Source organism: Streptomyces sp. NPDC007164, from assembly GCF_040634135.1.
Lineage (GTDB): Bacteria > Actinomycetota > Actinomycetes > Streptomycetales > Streptomycetaceae > Streptomyces > Streptomyces sanglieri.
On sequence record NZ_JBEYFB010000048.1, the window covers coordinates 1 to 22,593 of the forward strand.

The window sequence follows — 22,593 nt, forward strand, 5'->3', positions numbered from 1 at the left end:
ACTGTCGAAGAAACCGCTGGATGAACAACCTCAGGGGCCAGTTCTTCACGGACTACAACCTGCTCGCCGCGGGCTCGGTGATCGTCGCCCTGCCCACGATCGTGGTCTTCCTGCTGCTCCAGCGCCACTTCATCGCGGGCCTCACCCTCGGGTCCGGTAAGGGGTAGCCGCCGGACCCGAGGGTCGGGACCGCTCCGGGCGGCTATTCGCAGGCCACCCCGTCCCCGTCCCGGTCGAGGTGGCGACCGTAGCCGGGCTCGCCCGCGCGAATGGGCGCGGCGCCGGCCGCGCGCACGGCGGTGCAGTTGGCGTAGTACGTACTGGAGCTGCCCCCGCCCGAACCGGATCCGCCGGAGGAGCCGTCGTCCTCGGCCGCGGGCGGGACGGTCACCCTGACGGTGCGGGTCTTCGTGACGGTCGGCGCCGGCTCCGGGCTTGCGGTCACCGTCTCGGTGACCGACGGCACCGGGGTGGCCGTCACCGTGGCCGTCGCGGTCACCGTCGCGGACGGCGCGGCCTTCGCGGCCGCGGTCTTCTGCGTCGCGGCGGGATCGTCCGCGGCCCCGATGCCCACGCCCACGAGGAACAGGACGACGGCGGCCGGGATCACTATTCGCTTCCGCGCCCACTTCGGCCGACGGTCCGGCGGCACGGGCGGCCCGTACGGGGTGTTGCCGGGCGGCGGTGGCGGCGGTCCCCACGGCGGTTGCTGACTTTGAGACATATGTCCCCCCTGGTGCGGCTCATGGAGAGATGACCGTAACGGTCCCGGCGAGTGCCCAGGATTCAAATATTCCGGTGGTGATGAAATTGTGATGGTGGGGTGGAAAGGCTGTGGCCGTCCGGCGGTCGTCCGGAGATCGCGGCAGCTCGCGGTGGCGTCGGCGGTGCACGGCCGCCGGTTCCGCCCGGGAAGCAGGCATCGCCACAACCGGGTTTTCGCGGCAGGGTGTTGCGGGCAAGCCACAGGGGGCTACGGAAGAGGGGGAACCGTGATCGTCTGGATCAACGGTGCGTTCGGCGTGGGCAAGACGAGCGCCGCGCGTGAACTGATCGATCTGATCCCGAACAGCACCTTCTACGACCCAGAACTGATCGGTGCGGGGCTGCGGCAGCTGCTGCCCCAGAAGAGACTCGCCGAGGTGACGGACTTCCAGGACCTGCCGATCTGGCGGCGCCTGGTGGTGGACACCGCGGCGGCCCTGCTCTCCGAGGTGTCCGGTGTGCTGGTGGTGCCGATGACTCTGCTGAGGCAGGAGTACCGCGACGAGATCTTCGGAGGGCTGGCCTCCCGGCGCATCGCGGTGCGTCATGTCCTGCTCTCGTCCGAGGAAACGATCCTGCGTAAACGGATCGCCGACCGCGTGGAGTATCCCGACGACCCGGCGCACAGCGACCGGGTACGGCAGTGGGCCCGCCAACACATCGAGCCGTACCGGGCGGCCCTCGGCTGGCTCACCCGGGACGCCTACGCCATCGACACCGGCGCGCTCACCCCGTACGCGACGGCCGAGCGCATCGCCGAGGCAATCGGCAGCGGCGCCGCCACCCCGTGCGAGATCGTGCAGACACCCGAGCCGACCGCGGAGACCGTGGCGGCCGGCGTCCTGCTCTTCGACGAGCACGACCGGGTGCTGCTCGTCGACCCGACGTACAAGCCCGGCTGGGAATTCCCCGGCGGAGTCGTCGAGTCCGGCGAGGCGCCGGCCCAGGCCGGCATCCGTGAGGTGGCCGAGGAGATAGGCATCCGTCTCGACCGGGTGCCGAAGCTCCTCGTCGTCGACTGGGAGGCACCCCGGCCGCCCGGCTACGGAGGCCTGCGGCTGCTCTTCGACGGCGGCCTGCTGACCGGCGCGGACGCGCAGCGACTGCTGCTGCCCGGCTCCGAGCTGCGCGGCTGGCGGTTCGTCACCGAGGCGGAGGCGGCCACCATGCTGCCCCCGACCCGGTACGAACGCCTTCGCTGGGCGCTGCGTGCCCGGGAACGGTCGGCCGTACTCAATCTGGAGGCGGGCGTCCCGGTCGGCTGAGGCACGCATCGGCGCGGCGGCGTCCGCGGTGAGCGGTTCGCCGTGCCCGAAGCGGACCATGGCCGAAGCAGACCGTGGCCGGCTCCAGCGTGGCCGGCCGCCGGAAGGAGGCCGCGGTCTGTGCCCGGTCGGTGTTCAGGACGCCCGGCATCACCGAGGCGCCCAGGTCATGGGCGAGGATCTCGGCACTGTGCCGGTCGGCGAACTCCCGCGCCGTGCCGCAGTGGTCGCAGTGCCCTGGGTGATCACGATCCGGCCGATTCGGCCTGGGTCCGGGCCCTGACCGCGTTCTCGATCGGGGCCCGGGCTACGGGTGACGGACGGTCAGACCTGCTTGGATTCCGCGTAGTTGCGCAGGAACAGGGCCTCGGCGACCGACAGCCGCTCCAGCTCCTGGGGCGACACGCTCTCGTTCACCGCGTGGATCTGCGCCTCCGGCTCGCTCAGGCCGATCAGCAGGATCTCGGCCTCCGGGTACAGGGCGGCGAGGGTGTTGCAGAGCGGGATCGAGCCGCCCATGCCGGACGTCTGCATCTCCTCGCCCGGGTACGCGGCCGCCATCGCCTGCGCCATCGACGTGTAGGCCGGGCTGGAGGTGTCCGCGCGGAACGGCTGGCCCTGGCCGACCTGTTCCACCGCGACCCTGGCGCCCCACGGGGCGTGCGCCTTCAGATGGGCGGTCAGCAGCTCGGTCGCCTCGGCGGCGTCCTGGCCCGGCGGGACCCGCAGGCTGATCTGGGCCCGCGCGCTCGCCTGGAGCGACGGCGTCGCGCCGACCACCGGCGGGCAGTCGATGCCGATGACGGTGACCGCGGGCCGGGCCCAGATGCGGTCGGCGACCGTGCCCGAGCCGATCAGCCCGACACCGTCGAGGACCTTCGCGTCCTTGCGGAACTCGGCCTCCGGGTACTGCAGTCCGTCCCACTCGGTGTCCGTGGCGAGCCCGTCGACGGTCGTGGTGCCGTCCTCGGCGCGCAGCGACGCCAGCAGCTGGATCAGCGCGGCCAGCGCGTCCGGGGCGGCGCCGCCGAACTGCCCGGAGTGCAGGTTGCCTTCGAGGGTGTCCACGCAGACCCGCAGCATGGTCATGCCGCGCAGCGTCGCGGTGACCGTCGGCAGACCGACCCGGAAGTTGCCGGTGTCACCGATGACGATGGTGTCGGCGGCCAGCAGTTCGGGGTGCGCCTCCGCGTACCGCTCCAGACCGCCGGTGCCCTGCTCCTCGGAGCCCTCGGCGATCACCTTCACGGAGACCGGGACGCCTCCGTCGGCCTTGAGGGCGCGCAGGGCGAGCAGGTGCATGATGAACCCGCCCTTGCAGTCGGCCGAGCCGCGGCCGTACCAGCGGCCGTCCCGCTCCGTCAGCTCGAACGGGGGTGAGAGCCAGGCGGACTCGTCGAGCGGCGGCTGGACGTCGTAGTGCGCGTAGAGCAGTACGGTCGGGGCGCCGGCCGGTCCGGGCAGGAAGCCGTAGACCGACCGGGTGCCGTCGGGGGTGTCGAGAAGGGCGACATCCCGGAAGTCCTCGGCGCGCAGCGCGTCGGCGACCCAGTCGGCCGCCGCCTCGCACTCGCTCTTCGGGAACTGCGCGGGATCCGCCACCGACTGGAAGGCCACCAGCTCGGCCAGCTCCGCCTTGGCGCGGGGCATCAGCGAGGCAATGGTCTCGGAAATCGGACGGGCGGTCATGGGCACGCTCCTCGTGGGTGCGACGTTATATGTACGAATCCGGCCACATGCGCACCGAGTGTGCGGCGTCGCATGCGGGACGAACGTACGGTCGATCCTCCCACAGCGGGGGCCGGGAGCAACGCGCCGTAGGATGCCGTGAGCAGCATGGGCCACTGGTGGGATCGGGAGCAGAAGCACATCGTGAGCAGCGAGAACGCAGACGCCGTACAGGAGCACGAAGAGTCGTCCGTGTGGGATGTCGTCGTAGTCGGCGGCGGACCGGCCGGAGCCTCGGCGGCATACGCGGCGGCGGTCGCCGGCCGACGGGTGCTGCTCCTTGAGAAGGCGGAGCTTCCCCGGTACAAGACATGTGGCGGCGGCATCATCGGGTTTTCGCGTGATTCGTTGCCGCCGGGGTTCGAACTGCCGTTGCGGGACCGGATCCACGCGGTCACGTTCTCGCTCAACGGCAGGCTGGCGCGGACCCGCCGCTCCAAGCGGATGCTCTTCGGGCTCATCAACCGCCCGGAGTTCGACGCGGGCCTGGTCGAGGAGGCGCAGAAGGCGGGCGCCGAACTGCGCACCGGCGCGACGGTGACGAGGGTCGAGCAGCACGGCGCCTCGGTGCCCGACCGGCGCACGGTCGCCGTGGTGCTCTCCGGCGGCGAGACGGTCCTGGCCCGCGCGGTCGTCGGTGCCGACGGCAGCGCGGGGCGGATAGGAGCTCATGTCGGGGTGAAGCTCGACCAGGTGGACCTCGGCCTGGAGGCCGAGATCCCGGTTCCGGCCACGGTCGCGGAGGACTGGGCGGGGCGGGTGCTGATCGACTGGGGCCCCATGCCCGGCAGTTACGGCTGGGTCTTCCCCAAGGGCGATGTCCTGACCGTGGGTGTGATCTCGGCGCGGGGCGACGGGGCGGGAACCAAGCGGTACCTGGAGGACTTCGTCGCCCGGCTCGGCCTGGCCGGCTTCGAGCCGAAGATCTCCTCCGGCCATCTGACGCGCTGCCGCAGCGACGACTCGCCGCTGTCGCGAGGGCGGGTGCTGGTGTGCGGCGACGCGGCGGGCCTGCTGGAGCCGTGGACCCGCGAGGGGATCTCGTTCGCGCTGCGGTCGGGGCGGCTGGCCGGTGAGTGGGCGGTCCGGATCGCGGAGTCGCACGACGCGGTGGACGCCCGCCGACAGGCGCTGAACTACGCGTTCGCCATCAAGGCGGGCCTCGGCGTCGAGATGGGTGTCGGGCGGCGCATGCTGAAGCTGTTCGAGCGCCGTCCGGGGGTGCTGCACGCGGTGCTGACGGGATTCCGCCCGGCCTGGAACGCGTTCGCCGGAATCACCCGCGGCACGACCTCGCTCGGCGAACTGGTCCGTACGCATCCGCTGGCGCAGCGGGCGCTCAACGCGATGGACCGTTAGAGGCTCTTGCCGGACTGCCGGACTGCCGGACTGCCGGACTGCCGGACTGTCGAACCGCCGCCTGCCGGGCCGCCCGGTCAGCTCTCCACGGAGATCCGGAAGACCGGGTGGTCGGGGCAGGCCGCCAGCAGTTCGGCGTCCGAGGACTCCGCGGTGACGCCCTGGAAGTAGTCGTTGACCTGCCAGCCCCACCGCTCCAGGTAGGTGCGGATGATCAGCGACTTCTGCTCGTCGTCCGGGATCTCCACGGCGCTGAACTCGCGGACCTTGCGGCCCACCCGCAGTTCGCCGCCGCCGGCCGCCCGCATGTTGCGCACCCACTGGGAGTGACCGCGGGCGGAGACGAGGTACTGCGCGCCCTCATGGGCGTGGGGGTTCACGGGCACCCGCTGCATCTGCCCGCTCTTGCGGCCGCGCACCGACATCTCGGCCGAGCCGAACATGCTGAGGCCATGACGGGCGAGCCGGCCGACGATGCCGTTCATCCGGACGCTGAGGGCGCTGCCGCGAAGGTAGTACGGCTGAGACATGGTGACTCCCCAAGGTTTTGAGAGCGGTGCTCTCGCTTGAGATCAGTGTGCATGGATGGGTGCTCAAAATCAAGAGCACTGCTCTCGTTGTTGGTCGGTGCTCTGCTTCCGTGGCAGACTGCTGACCATGAGCACTGTCCGAGGAGCCAGGGAACGGGCCCGTATCGAGGTCACCGCCGCCATCAAGGACGAGGCGAAGAAACAGCTCGCGGCCGAGGGTGCCGCGAAGCTGTCGCTGCGCGCCGTCGCCCGGGAGCTCGGGATGGCGTCCTCCGCCATCTACCGCTACTTCCCCAGCCGGGACGAGCTGCTCACCGCCCTGATCGTCGACGCGTACGACTCCGTGGGCGAGGCCGCCGAGGCCGCCCACCGGGCCGCTGCCGCCGGGAGCGACGGCCACCTCGCCCGCTGGATCGCCGTCACCCGCGCCGTGCGTGACTGGGCCCTCGCCCACCCCCACGAGTACGCCCTGATCTACGGCTCGCCGGTGCCCGGCTACACCGCACCGCAGGCGACGGTCGGCCCCGCGTCCCGCGTCGGCCTCGTCCTGATCGCCCTGGTCGCGGACGCCCACCGCGCCGACGGCCTGGTCCTGCCGCCGCTCGCCGGGGATCTGCGCGCGGAGGCCGCGCGGATGGTCACCGAATTCGCCCCGGACCTCCCGCCGGAGGCCGCCCCTCCGCTGATCGCCGCCTGGGCGCAGCTGTTCGGACTGATCTCCTTCGAGATCTTCGGCCAGTTCCACCGGGTGGTGGAGGTCCGGGAGGCCTTCTTCCGGGAAGCGGTCACCGAGATGGCCCGCACGGTCGGCCTGCCCGCCGGCGGCAACGGCTGAGGGCTCTCCCGTACGACGTACTCCCCAGGGAGTACGGGTGATGACCACGCCCGGCTGACGCCCGGGGCGCGGCCCGCGGTCTAGCGTGGCCGCATGGAAGAGCAGCGCTCACACGGAAGCGGCGGCGGTCCCCCCTGGGCGCACGGCGAGCCGCCGCGGTGGCTGACCGGGGCACCGGGACGGTCCGCCACCCGGCTGCCCTGGCCGTCGACGATCCTGATCGGCGCCGTCGTCATGATCGGCTCCACCGTCGCGGCCCAGGGGCAGATGGACGAGCGGGCCCCGCTGGACCTGTTCGCGCGGCTGCTGCTCTTCCTGGCCGTCGCCGTGCTCCTGGTGCGTCACCGGCACCCCGTGGTGGCCGTCTTCGGCAGCTCGGCCGCGGCGATGACCTATCTGGCGGCCGGCTATCCGTACGGTCCGGTCTTCCTGGCCGTCGCCGTCGGCTGCTTCAGCGCCGTCGTCGCCGGACACCGGCGGGCCGCCTGGTCGGCCGTGGTCATGGTGTGGCTGGGGCACGTCCTGGTGGCGCACTGGCTCTACCGGTGGCTGCCGCCCTCCGACGACCACCCCGCCGCCTGGGGACAGGAACTGGGCATCGCCGCCTGGGTGGTCGCCATCATCGCGGCCGCCGAGTTCGTACGCGTACGACGTGAGCAGTGGGCGGACCGGCGGGCGGAACGGGAGGCCGCCGAGCAGCGCCGGGCCGACGAGGAGCGGCTGCGGATGGCGCGTGAACTCCATGACGTACTGGCCCACAGCATCTCCGTCATCAACGTCCAGTCGAGTGTGGGGCTCGCGCTGCTGGACTCCGACCCCGAGCAGGCGCGTGCGGCGCTGACCACCATCAAGGCAGCCAGCAAGGAGGCGCTGGGCGAGGTCCGCCAGGTCCTCGACACCCTGCGCACCCCCGGCGATGCCCCGAGGGCCCCGGCCCCCGGACTCGGCCGGCTCCCCGAGCTGGTCGAGCAGGCGGCGCGCACCGGACTGACCGTCACCGTCGAGACCGAGGGCGAACGTCCGGCCGTGCCGCCCGGCGCGGATCTCGCCGCCTTCCGCATCGTGCAGGAAGCGCTGACCAACGTGGTCCGGCACTCCGGATCGCGTACCGCACAGGTCGGGATCGGCTACGCGCCCGGCCGGATCCGGCTCCGGATCGACGACGAAGGACCCGCCACCGGCGGTGACGCCGGAGGCAGCGGCAACGGGCTGGCGGGGATGCGGGAGCGGGCCGCCGCGCTGGGTGGCACGATCGAGGCGGGCCCCCGGCCCGACGGCGGCTTCCGGGTGCGCGCCGAGCTTCCGCTGCCGTCCGGTTCGTCCGGCACGGCGGCACACAAGGAGGAGACGCCGTGATCCGCGTACTGCTCGCCGACGACCAGTCGCTGGTCCGGGCGGGCTTCCGCGCCCTGCTGGACGCCCAGCCCGACATCGAGGTGGCCGGGGAGGCCGCCGACGGCGCGGAGGCCGTGCGCCTGGTGGGTGAACTGCGGCCCGACATCGTGCTGATGGACATCCGGATGCCGCGTCTCGACGGCCTCGCCGCGACCCGAGCCATCACCGAGGACGCCCGGCTGGACGACGTCAGGGTGGTCATGCTCACCACCTTCGAGCTCGACGAGTACGTCTTCGAGGCGATCCGGTCCGGGGCCTCCGGCTTCCTGGTCAAGGACACCGAACCGGATGAACTGCTGCGCGCCGTACGGGCGGTGGTGGGCGGCGACGCCCTGCTGTCGCCCGGGGTCACCCGGCGCCTGATCGCCGAGTTCGCGGCCCGTTCCAAGGAGCCCGCGGTGGCGACCGGGCTGCGCGAGCTGACCGAACGGGAGCGGGAGGTGATGGCGCTCGTCGGCATCGGTCTCTCCAACGAGGAGATCGCCCGGCGCCTGGTCGTCAGCCCGCTCACCGCCAAGACCCACGTCAGCCGCACCATGGTGAAGCTGGGCGCCCGCGACCGCGCCCAACTCGTCGTGCTGGCCTACGAGTCGGGGCTGGTGCGGCCGGGCTGGCTCGGCTGACCCCGGCGCGGACGGGGCACGGCGGCGTACGGATGCGGTGCCCGGCCGACGGGCAGGCCCCCGGCCGGACACCGCACCGTCCCCCTCGCCCGGTGGTCAGTCCCGCACGGACACCTTCCGCGCGGACGTCGCCGCGGCCTCCGCCACGCGGTCCGTCCCGGACGACGCGACCAGCACGGTGTGCTGGACGGGCCGGCGGCGCCGCAGCCCGGTGAGCGTGATCAGCAGTCCGGCGAACGCGACCACGGTCACCACGACCAGGCCGGGCCGGTAACTGTCCAGGACCGCCTGACGCGATCCGTCGCCACTGCCGTGCGCGGTGATCACCGCGGTCACGACCGCCAGGAAGATCGCCCCGCCGACCTGGATCGAGGTGTTCAGCAGGCCCGAGACCATGCCCTGCTCGTCGTCGTCCACCCCGTTGGTGGCCTGGATGTTGAGCGAGGGGAAGGTCAGCGCGCAGGCCGCGCCGAGCAGCAGCATGGACGGCAGGATCACCACGGCGTACGAAGGCGTGAGGGTGATCCGCAGGAAGAGCGCGTAGCCGACGACGAGGGACGTGAACCCGGCCGCGATGACGCGCGGTGTCCCGAACCGGTCCACCACATCACCGATCTTCGTGGCGGACAGGGCGACCAGCACCCCCGCGGGCAGGAAGGCCAGCGCGGTCTCCAGCGCGGACCAGCCGAGCAGCGACTGCATGTACTGGGTGACCAGGAACTGGAAGCCCACATAGCTGCCGAAGAAGGCCGCGGCCCCCAACTGCGCCCTGACCTGGCTCCCGGAGCGCAGCACCCCGAGGCGGATCAGTGGGTTCGCGGTGCGCCGCTCGATGGTGACGAAGAGGGTGAGCAGTACGGCGACGGCGAGGAACGACAGCAGCGTGCGGGCGGAGGTCCAGCCGGCCTCCGGCGCCTGCACGACGGTGAACACCAGCAGCAGCATGGCCCCCGTGCCGGTGACGGCGCCCGGCAGGTCGTAGCCGCGGTGGGTGTCCTCGCGGTCGCTGTGCGGGATCAGCTTGAGACCCGCGACCAGGGCGATCAGGGCGATCGGGGCGGGCAGCAGCATCGTCCACCGCCAGGACAGCTGGGTGAGCAGGCCGGAGAGGACCAGGCCCATGGAGAAACCGGTGGCCGCGCAGGTGGTGTAGATGGACAGGGCGCGATTGCGCTGCGGGCCCTCCTTGAACGTGGTGGTGATGATCGAGAGACCGGCGGGCGCGGTGAACGCCGCACTCAGTCCCTTGATGAAACGGCTGGCGATCAGCAGCGGTCCGGAGTCGACGAATCCGCCGAGCAGCGAGGCGAGGGCGAAGACGCCGAGCGCGATGAGGAAGACCCGGCGCCTGCCCAGCAGATCGGCGGCCCGGCCGCCGAGGAGCAGCAGCCCGCCGTAGCCGAGGATGTAGCCGCTGACGATCCACTGGAGGGTCGAGGTGGTCAGTCCGAGATCGTCGGCGATGGACGGCAGGGCGACGCCGACCATGGAGACGTCGAGGGCGTCCAGGAACATGGCGGCGCAGAGCACGAGGAGCGTGCCCCACAGGCGCGGGCTCCAACGCGCATGGGAATCGGGGACGTTGAGCGGAGTGGTCATGCGGAGCACAGTACATGCGCATGCATTGAATGCAAGTGCATTTAATGACGGTGCAACAATCGGTGTCATCTCTGCTAACGTGCGGTCATGGCAGCGAACAAGTCCGAGCGGGCGCTCGTCGACGAGTGGCGGGACATCCTCGCGCTGCACGCCAGGACGCTCTGTGAGCTCGACCGCGAGCTGCACCGGCACGGCCTCGGCGCCAGCGACTTCGAGGTGCTCGACGTGCTGGCGGAGGGCACGTCCCAGGACGGCGACTGCGCCTATCGCGTACAGGAGCTGGCCTCCAGGGTCCACCTCAGCCAGAGCGCGCTGTCCCGTCTGGTGGCGCGGCTGGAGAAGGACGACCTGGTGCGCCGGGGAATGTGCAGCGAGGACCGGCGGGGCGTCCAGGTGGAGCTGACGGCGAAGGGCCGGGCGCGCCATGCCGAGGTGAAGCCGCTGCAGAGGTCGGTGCTCGCCCGGATGCTCGACGGGGCGGCGGAGTGAGCGCGGCGCAGGTCGCCGTCGGCTCCAACGGGCCCCGGCCCCGGCGGTTCAGGACCAGGTGACTCCGGAGTTCTCGCGCCAGATCCTGGCGGGCTCCGCATCGCCCGTCACGGTGATCGCGGCGAGCGGCAGCCGGTTCCAGAGCGTCAGATAGAGCTCCTCGGCCGATGCGGTCAACTCGCAGTCCACAGGCCCCTCTTCGGGCGCCCCGTCCACCCTCGCGGCCCGTGGCGGCTCCGGCGAGAGGTGTACGGTCCAGCAGGCGTCCACGTCCGTGGCGCGCACCCGGAGGGAGCGCGGCTCCGAGGTGCGCACCCGGCTCTTCGGGCGGGCGTGGAACCCGCACAGCAGCTCGTCGATCCCGTCCACCGCGTGAGCGGCCGGGACCGGTGACGGCCGCCCGCCCCGGGCCGACTCCGCGTCCACCCGGTGGATCGTGGTCTCGTGCGCCTGCCGCCGGGCCCAGAAGGCCAGGGGGGACGGCGCGGGCAGGAAGCTCCAGCACACCAGCCCGGCCGGTGCGCCGTCCAGGGCGTCCACCAGGAGACCGTGGCCCTCGCGGAACCAGTCGATCAGTGCCGGCCCGTCCAGATCGGGCTCCCCGCCGTCGGGGTGGTACGAGGTGTGGCCCTCGACCACGAACGCGGTCGCCCAGCGGTGCACCGTCCCGGTGTGCCGCAGCAGATCGCGCACCCGCCACTTCGGACACGTCGGCACCGGGGCATCCGTTCCCGCCTCCTGCGCGGCGGCCGCCAGCAACAGGCCCTCGGCGGCCAGGGACTTGACGTGGTCCGTGATCTCCATGGCTCCGATTGTGTCAGTGGGGCGAGCATCCCGGCCCGGTGTTTCAGGCCACCGGTGGATGGGTCGCGTTGCGTACTCCGTACCCCAGCGCGGCGGCCGCGGTGGCCAGCAGGGCCACCGTGGTGAGGGCCACCGGGAGCGAGAACCAGTCGGTCAGGAAGCCGATCGCGGGCGGCCCGAGCAGCATCCCGCCGTAGCCGAGCGTCGACGCGGCGGCCACCCCGCCGGGCCCGGCCAGCTCACCGGCCCGGCCGACCGCGACCGGAAAGATGTTGGCCAGGCCGAGACCGGTGACGGCGAAGCCGAGGAGGGCCGGCCAGGTGGTGGGGGCGAGCGAGCCGAGCAGCATTCCGACCGCGGCCGTCGCACCGCCCACGACGAGGGTGCGGGTCTGGCCGAGCCGTTCGAGCAGCGCCGTACCGCTGAGCCGGCCCGCCGTCATGGCCAGTGCGAACAAGGAGTAGCCGGCCGCCGCGACGCCGGGGTGGGCGTGCAGGTCCTGCTCCAGGTGGAGTGCGCCCCAGTCGGCCAGTGCGCCTTCGCCGTAGGCGGTGCAGAGCGCGATCAGGCCGAACAGGAGCACCAGCCGGCGGGCCCTTCCGCTCGGTCGGCGAGCCTGGGCGGCACCGGCACCGGCACCGGCACCGGCCTCGGCCGGGGGCCGGGGCGCCGGGTGACGCAGCAGCACCGGCCCCGCCACCGCCGTGACCAGGAGCCCGACCCCGGTGAGGATCAGGAGATGGGTGGCGGGGGAGAGGCCGCCCGCGACCAGCCCGCCGAGCCCGGCGCCGATCATGCCGCCGAGACTGAAGGCGGCGTGGAAGCCCGGCATCACGGGGCGCCCGAGCGCGGCGACCAGATCGACTGCGGCGCTGTTCATCGCCACGTTCATCCCGCCGTACGCGGCACCGAAGACCAGCAGGACCAGGCCGAGCGCGAGCGCCGAACGGGTCTGCGCGGGCAGGGCGATGGAGAGGGAGAGCAGGACGCCGCAGACCACGGTCACCGGATGGCTGCCGAAGCGTCGGCACAGCCGGCCGGTGAGCATCATGGTCACCACGGCCCCGGCGGACACTCCGAGCAGGGCGAGGCCCAGCGTGGTGGCGGAGGCACCGGTCTGGTGCTTGATGGCCGGGATACGGACCACCCAGCCGGCGAAGAGGAAGCCGTCGAGGGCGAAGAACACGGTCAGGGCGGTACGGAGGCGGGCCGACGGAGGCGCGGCGGTGTTTCCGCCCGGTCCCCCCGGTAGGGCCGTCCGCAGTTTGTTTAGTTGCGGCACAAACTCAGCATAGGGGCGCCACGACAACGGGCGCAAGACGGCCGTCCGCCGCTTCGGCGGGGCCTTCTCCCCGGATCCGGCCCCGGTCCGGACGCGCGGCTTCCGGTGCGTTTCCGCGAAGTCCCGCCGTACGTCCGCCGGGTGTGGCCCGCGGCGCCGGGTGCGGGCAGGGCGCCGAGGGGAGCGCGGGCCGGGCGGGCTCCCCGGACGCGCTCCCGGCGCACAGCCGGGCCACCGGGGCATCGGCCGTGCCACCGGGGCGTCGGCCGTACCCCCGGACCGTGGGAGACTCGCCCCCATGAACGGCAAGGTGTCCACCACCCGGACAAAGTTGGAGAGGGGCCGCAGCGCGCTCGGACCCGCGCTGGAGCTGGTCCACACCGGACGCGCGCCCACCCGCGCCGTCCTCACCTCCGAGCTCGGAGTCACCCGGGCGACGGCCGGTGCGGTCGCCGCGGAGCTGGAGGCACTCGGCCTGATCCAGGTCGACTCCCGGCCCGGCTCCGCCGCCGGTTCGCAGGGCCGCCCCTCGCACCGGCTGTCCGTCCGGGAGTCCGGCCCCGTCGCCATTGCCGCCCAGGTGCACGCCGACGGATTCCGGGCCGCGCTCGTCGGGCTCGGCGGGCGGCTGGTGGCCACCGCTCCCGGCTGTGTCACCGTCACGGCGGACCCGGCCCAGGTTATCGGTGAAGTGGTCGACGACTGCGCCCGGTTGCTGCGGGACAGCGGCCTGCGCTGCGTCGGAGCCGGCCTCGCGGTGCCCTCGGCGGTCGCCGAACCGGAGGGCAACGCCCTCAACCCGCTGCACATCGCCTGGCCGGCCGGTGCGCCGGTGAGCGAGATCTTCGCCGACTGCGTACGCGGAGCGGGCATCCCCGGCCCCGCGTTCACCGGGAACGACGTCAACCTCGCCGCGCTCGCCGAACACCGGCACGGCGCCGGCCGGGGCGCCCAGCATCTGCTCTGCGTGGCCACCGGACACCGGGGTGTGGGCGGCGCCCTGGTCCTCGACGGCCGCCTGCACACCGGGAGTTCGGGGCTCGCGCTGGAGGTGGGTCATCTCACGGTGAACCCCGAGGGGCGCCCCTGCCACTGCGGCGGGCGCGGCTGCCTGGACGTCGAGACCGACCCGCTGGCCTTCCTCGTCGCCGCCCGCCGCGAACCCGGCCCGGAGGAATCGCTGCTCAAGCAGGCCGGCGACCTGCTCCGCACGGAGTACGGGGACGCGGCGGTACGGGCCGCGGCCGAAGAGCTGATCGACCGGCTCGGCCTCGGGCTCGCCGGCCTGGTCAACATCCTCAACCCGGACCGCATCATCCTCGGCGGACTGCACCGCGCCCTGCTCGACGCGGACCCGGAGCGGCTGCGTGCGGTGGTCGCCGACCGCAGCCTGTGGGGGCGGAGCGGCAGCGTCCCGATCCTCCCGTGCACGCTCGACCACAACAGCCTGGTCGGCGCGGCGGAACTGGCCTGGCAGCCGGTGCTGGACGATCCGCTGGCAGCGCTGGCCTGACGGGGCCACCGAGCGGCCGTACGCCCCCCGGCCCCGGCGTCGTAGGCGTCCGAAGCCGTCCGTTCCGCCGCACGCCGCACACCGGTGTCCGGGGTGCCGCGCCCCGTCCGGCCGGCACACCACCGCACCGGCGCGGCGGTGTGCCGGCCGCCGTCGCCCCCACGCGGCGGGCCCTGCAGTCGCGGCGCCGAAGGATTGCGGTGATCCTGGCAGTGGCGCGTGGCCGGCTTCGCACGGGCAGTGTGCGGCGCTGACCGCGCTGTACAGGAAGGCGACGGCCATGACAGCGATGCCGGACAGCAATCGGCCGAGGCACGGGGCGCCCGACAGCGAAAAGGTCAACGGCGCGTCCCTGTTCGCCGGGGCAGCGCTGATGCTCAGCGGGCCACTCAGCATTCTGATGGGCGCCGCGGGCATCGCGCAGGACACCCTGCTCGCCGTCTCGTCCCACTACGCCTACCGGTTCGACCTGACCACGTGGGGTGTGATCCACCTCGTGATCGGAGTGGGGCTCGTCGTGGCCGGCCTGGCAGTCCTGCTGGACAAGAGCTGGGGCCGCGGAGCCGGCGTGGCAGCCGCGGGCATCAGTCTGATCACCCAGTTCATGTTCGTTCCGTACTACCCGGCGTGGGCCATCCCCATGATGGCGCTCGACCTCATGATCGTGTTTGCGCTGACGAGGCTCCAGATCGGAGCCGGCGACAGTCACTGAATCCGGACAGGACTCCGGACGAGCAGGAACCGTGCCCGAGCACCGCCGTGCGCCCTCGCCGCGGCGGTGCCCCTTCGTTGTGCCGACGCCCCTGACGGGCAATCCGCCGGCGCAGCCCCCATGGCCGTGGAACATGGCGCACGGGGAACCTGGCGGCAGTTGAACACGAGCTCCTACTTGCTCGTCCGGATCGAGACGCCGGGCAAGACCTCCGCTCCTCGGGAACCATCCGAACCGAATGGGCCCGGTGCCGGGCCCATTCGGTTCCCGGACCGTGTGCTTGCGCGAAGCAACGCCGGTACGCCCAGGGCGCCTTCGGGAGCAGCCGCACGGGCGCGACGTACTCCCCGGGAGGTACGCACACGGCCGCCGGCCGTACGACGACTCGGCCCCCCTCTTCGGGCCAGGCTCGGAAGCATCGGGAAAACCCGAATCCGAATCCTGAACCGAGGGAGCCGACCGAGATGAACACCCTGGCGTACAGCGGTGGACCCGGACCCTGGATCCTCCTCTTCCCGCTCTTCTGGGCGACCGTCGTCATCGGCGGTGTCACCCTGCTGCGCCGTACCGTCCGGCGCGGCCGACGAGGACCCTGGCAGAACCGCGTCACCGGAGAAACACCCACCGAGCCGTCACCGATCACCCTGCTCGGCCGGCGCTTCGCGGCCGGCGAGATCGACGAGGACGAGTACTGGCGCCGGCTCTCCGTCCTGGACGAACAGTTCGGCCGCGGCAGCAAGGGAGGCGTGGCATGACCACCACCGTCCCCAGCTCCGAACCCGCCCCCGCCCCCGCCGCCACTCCCGCCCCCGCCGCCCGCGTCGTCGACGCCGTGAAGCTCTACGGCGCGGGCGGCACCCGGGTCAGGGCACTGGACGGGGTGAACGTCGACTTCCCGGCCGGGCGCTTCACCGCGATCATGGGGCCCTCCGGATCCGGCAAGTCCACCCTGATGCACTGCGCCGCCGGGCTCGACACGCTGACCTCGGGCTCCGCCTTCATCGGTGACACTGACATCACCGCACTCGACGACCGAAGGCTCACCCTGCTGCGCCGCAGCCGGATCGGTTTCGTCTTCCAGTCCTTCAACCTGCTGCCGACGCTCACCGTCGCCGAGAACATCACCCTCCCTCTGGACCTCGCGGGGGAGCGGCCCGACCGCGAGTGGCTCGACACCCTGATCGACACCGTCGGCCTCCGGGACCGGCTGCACCACCGGCCCGGCGAGCTGTCCGGCGGACAGCAGCAGCGGGTGGCGGTGGCGCGGGCCTTCGCCGGCAGCCCCGATGTCGTCTTCGCCGACGAACCGACCGGCAACCTCGACTCCCGCTCCGGCCAGGAAGTGCTCCGGCTGCTCGGCCGCACCGTCCGGCAGACCGCCCGTACGGTCGTCATGGTCACCCACGACCCGGTCGCCGCCGCCCACGCCGACGAGGTGGTCTTCCTGGCGGACGGCCGGCTCGTCGACCGGATGCCCGACCCCACGGCGGAGCGCGTCCTCGACCGCTTCAAGTCCTTCGCCCCCCACCCCTCGCGCAGGCGGTGACGGCATGAACGGCACCCGCGCCTCAGTACGCCTGAGCATCTCCTCGCTCCGCGCCCACAAGCGCCGCTTCGCCGGTACGTTCGTCGCCGTCCTGCTCGGCGTCGCGTTCCTCACCGGGACGCTCGTCATGGGCGACACCCTGCGCGCGAGCTTCGACACCATGTTCGCCAACGCGAACGCCGGTACCGACGCCGTGGTGCGCGGCGCCGACGTCATCACCGTCGCCGGTGACACCCGGGGCACCCGGCAGCCGGTGAGCACCGCACTGGTGAAGCGGATCGAACGGACCCCCGGCGTCGCCGCGGCGGCCCCCGACATCCAGGGCGCCGGCCAGCTCATCGGCGCCGACGGCAAACCCATCGGCGGCCAGGGCCCGCCCACCCTCGCGGGCAACTGGATCGACGACCCGGAACTCAACCCGTACCGGCTCGCCGCCGGACGCGCCCCCGCCGCCCCCGGCGAGGTCGTCATCAACCGGGGCACCGCCGACCGGGGCGGGCTCGGGATCGGCGACACGACCGTGCTGCGCACCCCCGACCCCGTACACGTCAGGATCGTCGGGCTGGCCACCTTCGGCGGCCAGGACGGCATGGGGCAGGTCACCTACACGGCCATGACACAGGCCGACGCCGAGAAGTACCTGACGCCGAAGCCCGGCGAGGCATCGGCCATCCAGGTCCGCGCCGACCCCGGCACCGGCCGGCGGGAACTCGTCGACGCGCTGCGGCCCGTGCTGCCCAAGGGCGTCGAGGCCATCACCGGGCAGGCGGCGGCCGCCGAGAACCGGGACATGATCTCCGGCGCCTTCCTCGGCCTGTTCACCACACTGCTGCTGGTGTTCTCCGGGATCGTGCTGCTCGTCGCCACCTTCTCCATCCACAACACCTTCGCCATCGTCGTCGCCCAGCGCACCCGGGAGAACGCGCTGCTGCGCGCGCTGGGCGCGGCACGCCGTCAGGTCGTCGTCGCGACCCTCGTCGAGGCGACCGCGGTCGCGGTGATCGCCTCCGCCGCGGGTCTGGCCGGCGGCATCGGCATCGCCGCCGGACTGCAGGCCCTCTTCCCCGCCGTGGGATTCCCGTTCCCAGCCGGTCCGCTGGTGATCGGCGCCGTCTCTCTGGTGCTGCCGCTCGCCGTGGGCGTCCTGGTCTGCCTCGGCTCCGCCCTGCTGCCCGCCATCCGGGCCGGACGCACCGCGCCGCTCGCCGCCCTGCGCGAGAGCGCCGTCGACGGCTCGGGGGCGTCCCGGACCCGGGCCGTCACCGGAGTGGTGCTGCTGGTGGCCGCTGTCGGCGTCGTCCTGGGCGGCACCCTGGCCACCTCTTCGGTCGGGCTGTCGGCCATCGGAGCGGTGGCGGTGCTCGCCGCTTTCGTGATCCTCGGCCCGGTCGCCGCCGCGTACGCGGTACGGGCCCTCGGCGCCCCGCTCGGCCGGCTGCGCGGCGTCACCGGCGGGCTGGCCCGGCGCAACGCGCTGCGCAGCCCCCGGCGGACCGCGTCCACCGCGACCGCGCTGATGATCGGCGTCGCCGTGGTCTCGCTCTTCACCGTCTTCGGCGCCTCGCTGAAGGCGACCATGAACCGGACCGTCGACCGGTCCTTCGCGGGCGATGTCGCCATCAGCGCGCCCGCCTTCGGCGCAGGCGGCAGCGGACTGAGCCCCCGTCTCGCCCCGGCCGTCGGCCGGCTGCCGCAGGTCGCCGCCGCCGTCGGCCTGGGCAAGGGGGTCGCGGAGGTCGACGGCGCCGGACGCGCCCTGACCGTTACCGACCCGGCCGCGCTCGGCAGGGTCTTCGACCTCGGCCGGGTCGACGGCTCACTGACCGCGCTCGGTACGAACGGGATCGCCGTCTCCGCCACCGAGGCCGCCGAGCGCGGTCTGCGCCCCGGATCCCCGGTCCGGCTCACCTTCACCGACGGCGCGCGGCAGGACTTCACCGTCCGCGCCGTATACGACCGGCCGGAACTGGCGGGCGACTACGTCATCACCCGCCGGGCCTGGGCCCCGCACCGCGCACAGGACGCCGACTCGCTGATCGCCGTCTCCTTCGCACCCGGGGTCTCCACCGCCGACGGCAGGGCGGCGGTCGCGAAGACCGCGGCGGCGTACGGCGACCCGGACGTACAGACCCGCGGCGAATACGCGAAGTCCTCGGCCGGTGCCATCGACATGATGCTCACCCTGGTCTACGCCCTGCTGGCACTCGCCGTGCTCATCGCCCTGCTGGGCATCGCCAACACGCTCACCCTGGCCCTGCACGAACGCACCAGGGAGCTGGGCCTGCTGCGGGCCGTGGGACAGACCAGGGGCCAGCTGCGCTCGATGGTTCGCTGGGAGTCCGTCCTGGTGGCTGCGTTCGGCACGGCGGGCGGACTGCTTCTCGGCGGCTTCCTCGGCTGGGTGCTGGTCGAGGCGTCCGCCGGCGACACCGCCGTCGCCTTCGACCTGCCGCCGCTGCGGCTCCTGGCGGTCGCCCTCGTGGGGATCGCCGCCGGAGCGCTGGCGGGCCTGCGCCCGGCCCGCCGGGCCGCGCGGCTCAACGTGCTCCGCGCGATCGCCGCCCAGTAGCGCACGACGGGGAGGGGCGAGCCGCCGCCCGGCGCCTCGCCCCTCCCCGTCGTGTCACGGTCCGCCCGCCGGCCCGGCAGGTCAGCCGACCACCGCCGACCGTGCGGCGGAGGGCGTACCGCTCTCCGGATACGTGGCGGAGTCCAGCTCGAACGGCCCGTCGGTGGTGGCCCCGTACACCGGATGCGGTGGCAGCGCGAAGCTCCGCGGAGGCGCCGGAAGGGTGAACCAGACGACCTTCCCGGCCCCGCCCCTCGGACGGACCCCCCAGCTCTCGCTGACCGCGGCGATCAGTGCGAGCCCGCGCCCCGACGTGCTGGACGAGCTGGGCTCACGCACGGTCGGCAGCCGTGGGTCGTGGTCGTGGACGGACACCGTCAGCCGTTCGAGCAGCAACTCGATCTCGACGGTGCATGACTTGTCCGGCTGGGCATGCCGGTGGACATTGGTCAGCAGTTCGGTGACGCCGAGCGCGGCCTGGTCGATCAGAGGATCGAGATGCCAGTAGCGCAACTGCGCCGAGACGATTCTGCGGACCTGACCGATCCGCGACGGCAGGGCCTGGAGCTCCACCGTGCAGTGCCTGCTTGGCTCGCTGATCACGGCTGCGACTCCCCGAAATAGGTCCGGAAGAAGACGAAGGAACGGATCGCGCGGCCGGCCGGCCGCTGATCCGGTCTCCGGCGGCATGGATCTCAGTGTCACCGCCGGTGAACCATGAGTGACGTGTCCAATGTCGCCCAGGGGTCATAGCTCCGCAACTCGCGATGGACCGGTGCGGCCCTCGGGGTCAGGTCATCCGTCCACCCGCGCTGCGCAGCGTTTCGAGGAACCGGCGGGTCGGGCCGCCCCGGTCCGGACCGCGGTTGCGCTGCCCCATCGTCAGCCGGTAGCGCGTCCCGTTGAGGCGGGCCACGGCCGCACCGGCTCCGGCGAACCACGGCCTGCCCGCGCTCACCGACACCACCGGGGCGCTGTCGATCTCCCGTCCGTTGCTCGTCAGCAGGGCCAGCCTGCCGTCCTTGACGATCACCTGCCCGGCCCTGGTGAGCGAGCGGGCCCACCGCTCGATCCGTACCCCCGTCGCACTGAACTCCGTTTCCGGCATGGCTGCTTCGCCCCCTTCGTGACACTTCTGATGGGAAGTCTGCACAAACCGGGACCGCCGCGCCAGGCCGCGTCGCGGTCCGGTTGCGAAGATGCCGGCCCGCCGACGCCAAGGCAGGGCTATGGAGCATCAAAGTGAACGTTTGTGCAGGTGGGGGGAATACCGTTGTCGGCGGAGTGATGGCGACACGAGGAGGAACGCGCTGATGGGCAACGAAAAGCACGGCGGCGACGGCCGGGCCGCGGCGACGATCGACATCGACCGCTCCGACGCCGGGTACCGGGCCTGGCTGAAGGAGGCGGTACGCAAGGTCCAGGCCGACGCCAACCGCTCGGCCGACACTCATCTGCTGCGCTTCCCGCTCCCCGAGGCATGGGGCATCGACCTCTATCTCAAGGACGAGTCGACGCATCCCACCGGCAGTCTCAAGCACCGGCTGGCCCGTTCGCTCTTCCTCTACGGGCTCTGCAACGGCTGGATCCGGCCGGGCAAGCCGGTGATCGAGGCGTCCAGCGGATCGACGGCCGTCTCGGAGGCGTACTTCGCCAAGCTGATCGGTGTGCCGTTCATCGCCGTGATGCCGCGCACCACCAGCCCCGAGAAGTGCCGGCTGATCGAATTCCACGGCGGCCGATGTCATTTCGTCGACGACTCGCGGAAGATGTACGAGGAGTCCGCCACGCTCGCCGCGGAGACCGGTGGCCACTACATGGACCAGTTCACCTACGCCGAGCGGGCCACCGACTGGCGCGGCAACAACAACATCGCCGAGTCGATCTACCAGCAGCTGAAGCTGGAGCGCTATCCGGAGCCGGCGTGGATCGTCGCCACGGCGGGCACCGGCGGCACCTCGGCGACCATCGCCCGCTATGTGCACTACATGCAGTTCGACACCCGGATCTGCGTGCCCGACCCGGAGAACTCCTGCTTCTTCGACGGCTGGACCCAGCACAACCCCCTGGCCACCAGCGACTGCGGCTCCCGGATCGAGGGCATCGGCAGGCCCCGGATGGAGCCGAGCTTCGTGCCCGGGGCCATCGACCGGATGATGAAGGTGCCGGACGCGGCCAGCGTCGCCGCCGTGCGCGCCCTGGAGCAGGCCATCGGGCGCAAGGCCGGCGGCTCCACCGGGACCGGGCTGTGGAGCGCGTTCAAACTGGTCGCGGAAATGGTCGAGCAGGGCAGCACGGGCAGCATCGTCACCCTGATCTGCGACCCGGGCGACCGCTACCTCGACAAGTACTACTCCGACAGCTGGCTCGCCGCACAGGGCCTGGACATCACCCCGTACGCGGCGACCATCGACTCGTTCCTGGCCGACGGCAACTGGCCCTGATCGCGGGGCCGGAGCGGGGCGCGGGGGCTCAGGCCGCGGATCCGGTCAGCCGCCGGTCGAGCTCGCGCACCGCGTCCCGGAAGGACCGGCCCATTCCCGACCGGGCCAGCCGCAGGGAGAACCGGAAGGGCGCGGAACCGTCGGCGGCGAACGTCCACCGCACCCGTGTACCCGTCCCGGCCGGGGTGAGCAGCCACTCCTCCAACAGGGCCCGCATCCCGGGGGCGTTGGTCCGGTCGGCCCGGTAGGCGTACCGCTTGCCGGGCTCCGCCGCCATGATCGTCTCGTGGATCACGAAGCCGCCCCTGAGCCGGACCGCGCGGCCCGTGCCGTCCTCGGTGGGCCGGGCCGACGTCACCGCCGTGAACCAGTCCGGCCAGCCCGGCACATCGTCGGCGAGCGCCCGGTAGACGTCCTCGGGAGCCGCGGACACCTCGGCGGCGAAGACCAGTCGCAGCGGAGCGGATTCGACGAAATCGAGCTCCACGGAACGGAGTCGGCGTGGCATGGAACGCACCTCCCGTGCGGTCGGCGGCGGACGGGGCCGTGCCACACCATAGCTGACGTACCATCAGATGTCGTGGCCGGTGGAGCCGTCGCGCCCCCGCGCGTACGGACCGGCCCCGGCGCCACGTTACGGACGGCGACCCGTCGGACGGTCCAGCATGCTGTCGAGCACCCGGCCGAAGACCCGGCGGCCCGCCCCGGCGATCAGCGGATCGCACCAGCGCGGCAGCAGCCGCATGCCCAGCTCCTCCACCCACACCACATGCGAACCGGAATCCGTCGGATACACATCGATCGACGCCCGGCCCCGCACCAGCGAACCGCGCTTCTCCAGCCGGCACAGCCCCGCGCGCCCGGCCGCGGGCGGCGTCCACCGCACTACTTCCATCGGGTCGTCGAACGCCAGCGGCCCCACGCCCGTGCGCGCCACGAAAACGGTTCCGACGCCGGTCGGCAGCCCCATGGGGACGGTGATCGTGGTCAGCGGCACCTGCGCGGCGTGCCGTTCCCAGTCCGTCACCCGGCGCCAGGACTCGGCGGCGGGCAAGGAGGTGAAGCGCTCGATCCGGAAGACGGCCACAGTACGATCCTAAAGGCCCGGGCACCGCCCGTAGCGAGCCGAGCGGAA

Annotated in this window: 22 protein-coding genes and 1 pseudogene; 12 read left to right on the forward strand and 11 right to left on the reverse strand. The window is 72.5% G+C overall.

Features of this window, described 5'->3' with window-relative positions:
* Positions 1–202: 202 nt before the first annotated feature.
* Positions 203–724, reverse strand: a complete 522-nt coding sequence (locus tag ABZ622_RS34915; protein WP_360550233.1) for an excalibur calcium-binding domain-containing protein — start codon at positions 722–724, stop codon at positions 203–205.
* Positions 725–992: 268 nt separating this feature from the next.
* Here ABZ622_RS34915 and ABZ622_RS34920 point away from each other — a divergent pair, with 268 nt between their 5' ends.
* A complete protein-coding gene (locus ABZ622_RS34920; protein WP_360550235.1) occupies positions 993–2,030 on the forward strand; it encodes an NUDIX domain-containing protein in 1,038 nt (345 codons plus the stop codon).
* On the opposite strand, the pseudogene ABZ622_RS34925 reads toward ABZ622_RS34920, so the two are convergent.
* A pseudogene (locus ABZ622_RS34925) lies at positions 1,992–2,318 on the reverse strand (hypothetical protein); the annotation flags it as partial. The gene ABZ622_RS34920 and the pseudogene ABZ622_RS34925 sit on opposite strands and share 39 nt — an antisense overlap.
* Positions 2,319–2,354: 36 nt before the next feature.
* Entirely contained in the window at positions 2,355–3,719 is a 1,365-nt protein-coding gene (locus tag ABZ622_RS34930; RefSeq protein ID WP_360550237.1) for a dipeptidase, read from the reverse strand.
* Positions 3,720–3,902: 183 nt separating this feature from the next.
* On the opposite strand from ABZ622_RS34930, the gene ABZ622_RS34935 reads away from it, so the two are divergent.
* Positions 3,903–5,117: a geranylgeranyl reductase family protein gene (locus tag ABZ622_RS34935; protein WP_266918100.1), complete on the forward strand. Its 1,215-nt coding sequence runs from the start codon at positions 3,903–3,905 to the stop codon at positions 5,115–5,117.
* Between the two features lie 77 nt (positions 5,118–5,194).
* On the opposite strand, the gene ABZ622_RS34940 is transcribed toward ABZ622_RS34935, so the two are convergent.
* A complete protein-coding gene (locus ABZ622_RS34940; protein ID WP_360550239.1) occupies positions 5,195–5,647 on the reverse strand; it encodes a nitroreductase family deazaflavin-dependent oxidoreductase in 453 nt (150 codons plus the stop codon).
* Between the two features lie 127 nt (positions 5,648–5,774).
* On the opposite strand from ABZ622_RS34940, the gene ABZ622_RS34945 reads away from it, so the two are divergent.
* The 3 genes from ABZ622_RS34945 (at position 5,775) to ABZ622_RS34955 (ending at position 8,500) form a co-directional block, all read left to right on the forward strand.
* On the forward strand, positions 5,775–6,482 hold the full coding sequence (locus tag ABZ622_RS34945; protein ID WP_360550241.1) for a TetR/AcrR family transcriptional regulator: 708 nt from the start codon (positions 5,775–5,777) through the stop codon (positions 6,480–6,482).
* Positions 6,483–6,575: 93 nt separating this feature from the next.
* Positions 6,576–7,838 carry a sensor histidine kinase gene (locus tag ABZ622_RS34950; protein ID WP_360550243.1) on the forward strand — a complete coding sequence of 421 codons (1,263 nt, stop codon included), beginning with the start codon at positions 6,576–6,578 and terminating at the stop codon, positions 7,836–7,838.
* Positions 7,835–8,500 carry a response regulator transcription factor gene (locus tag ABZ622_RS34955; RefSeq protein ID WP_360550245.1) on the forward strand — a complete coding sequence of 222 codons (666 nt, stop codon included), beginning with the start codon at positions 7,835–7,837 and terminating at the stop codon, positions 8,498–8,500. The genes ABZ622_RS34950 and ABZ622_RS34955 overlap by 4 nt, the downstream gene beginning before the upstream one ends.
* Before the next feature lie 96 nt (positions 8,501–8,596).
* Here ABZ622_RS34955 and ABZ622_RS34960 read toward each other — a convergent pair whose 3' ends face one another.
* A complete protein-coding gene (locus ABZ622_RS34960; RefSeq protein WP_360550247.1) occupies positions 8,597–10,099 on the reverse strand; it encodes an MFS transporter in 1,503 nt (500 codons plus the stop codon).
* Positions 10,100–10,186: 87 nt separating this feature from the next.
* On the opposite strand from ABZ622_RS34960, the gene ABZ622_RS34965 reads away from it, so the two are divergent.
* Positions 10,187–10,588 (forward strand): MarR family transcriptional regulator, encoded by a 402-nt coding sequence (locus ABZ622_RS34965; protein ID WP_360550249.1) that lies wholly within the window; start codon positions 10,187–10,189, stop codon positions 10,586–10,588.
* Positions 10,589–10,636: 48 nt separating this feature from the next.
* Here ABZ622_RS34965 and ABZ622_RS34970 read toward each other — a convergent pair whose 3' ends face one another.
* Positions 10,637–11,392: a maleylpyruvate isomerase family mycothiol-dependent enzyme gene (locus ABZ622_RS34970; protein WP_360550251.1), complete on the reverse strand. Its 756-nt coding sequence runs from the start codon at positions 11,390–11,392 to the stop codon at positions 10,637–10,639.
* A gap of 43 nt (positions 11,393–11,435) precedes the next feature.
* On the reverse strand, positions 11,436–12,674 hold the full coding sequence (locus ABZ622_RS34975; RefSeq protein WP_360550253.1) for an MFS transporter: 1,239 nt from the start codon (positions 12,672–12,674) through the stop codon (positions 11,436–11,438).
* Positions 12,675–12,972: 298 nt separating this feature from the next.
* Between ABZ622_RS34975 and ABZ622_RS34980 the strand changes: the two genes are divergently transcribed.
* From ABZ622_RS34980 to ABZ622_RS35000, 5 genes are all read left to right on the forward strand, one after another.
* Positions 12,973–14,187: an ROK family protein gene (locus ABZ622_RS34980; protein WP_360550255.1), complete on the forward strand. Its 1,215-nt coding sequence runs from the start codon at positions 12,973–12,975 to the stop codon at positions 14,185–14,187.
* Positions 14,188–14,467: 280 nt separating this feature from the next.
* Positions 14,468–14,899, forward strand: a complete 432-nt coding sequence (locus ABZ622_RS34985; protein WP_360550257.1) for a hypothetical protein — start codon at positions 14,468–14,470, stop codon at positions 14,897–14,899.
* Between the two features lie 464 nt (positions 14,900–15,363).
* The gene (locus ABZ622_RS34990) at positions 15,364–15,654 is read left to right on the forward strand and encodes an SHOCT domain-containing protein (protein ID WP_360550259.1); all 291 of its coding nucleotides are present in this window, start codon (positions 15,364–15,366) and stop codon (positions 15,652–15,654) included.
* Positions 15,651–16,445 (forward strand): ABC transporter ATP-binding protein, encoded by a 795-nt coding sequence (locus tag ABZ622_RS34995; RefSeq protein WP_360550261.1) that lies wholly within the window; start codon positions 15,651–15,653, stop codon positions 16,443–16,445. The genes ABZ622_RS34990 and ABZ622_RS34995 overlap by 4 nt, the downstream gene beginning before the upstream one ends.
* 4 nt (positions 16,446–16,449) lie before the next feature.
* Complete coding sequence (locus tag ABZ622_RS35000; RefSeq protein WP_360550263.1) at positions 16,450–19,014, forward strand: FtsX-like permease family protein; 2,565 nt, start codon at positions 16,450–16,452, stop codon at positions 19,012–19,014.
* An 81-nt stretch (positions 19,015–19,095) separates the two neighbouring features.
* On the opposite strand, the gene ABZ622_RS35005 is transcribed toward ABZ622_RS35000, so the two are convergent.
* Positions 19,096–19,587: an ATP-binding protein gene (locus ABZ622_RS35005; protein ID WP_360550302.1), complete on the reverse strand. Its 492-nt coding sequence runs from the start codon at positions 19,585–19,587 to the stop codon at positions 19,096–19,098.
* Positions 19,588–19,804: 217 nt separating this feature from the next.
* Positions 19,805–20,122: a hypothetical protein gene (locus ABZ622_RS35010; RefSeq protein WP_259933348.1), complete on the reverse strand. Its 318-nt coding sequence runs from the start codon at positions 20,120–20,122 to the stop codon at positions 19,805–19,807.
* 205 nt (positions 20,123–20,327) lie between these two features.
* Between ABZ622_RS35010 and ABZ622_RS35015 the strand changes: the two genes are divergently transcribed.
* Positions 20,328–21,458 (forward strand): PLP-dependent cysteine synthase family protein, encoded by a 1,131-nt coding sequence (locus tag ABZ622_RS35015; protein WP_360550265.1) that lies wholly within the window; start codon positions 20,328–20,330, stop codon positions 21,456–21,458.
* A gap of 28 nt (positions 21,459–21,486) precedes the next feature.
* Here the strand turns inward: ABZ622_RS35015 and ABZ622_RS35020 are convergent, their stop codons facing one another.
* Complete coding sequence (locus ABZ622_RS35020) at positions 21,487–21,966, reverse strand: SRPBCC family protein (RefSeq protein WP_360550267.1); 480 nt, start codon at positions 21,964–21,966, stop codon at positions 21,487–21,489.
* A gap of 126 nt (positions 21,967–22,092) precedes the next feature.
* Positions 22,093–22,545, reverse strand: a complete 453-nt coding sequence (locus tag ABZ622_RS35025) for an SRPBCC family protein (RefSeq protein WP_360550269.1) — start codon at positions 22,543–22,545, stop codon at positions 22,093–22,095.
* Between the last annotated feature and the right edge of the window lie 48 nt (positions 22,546–22,593).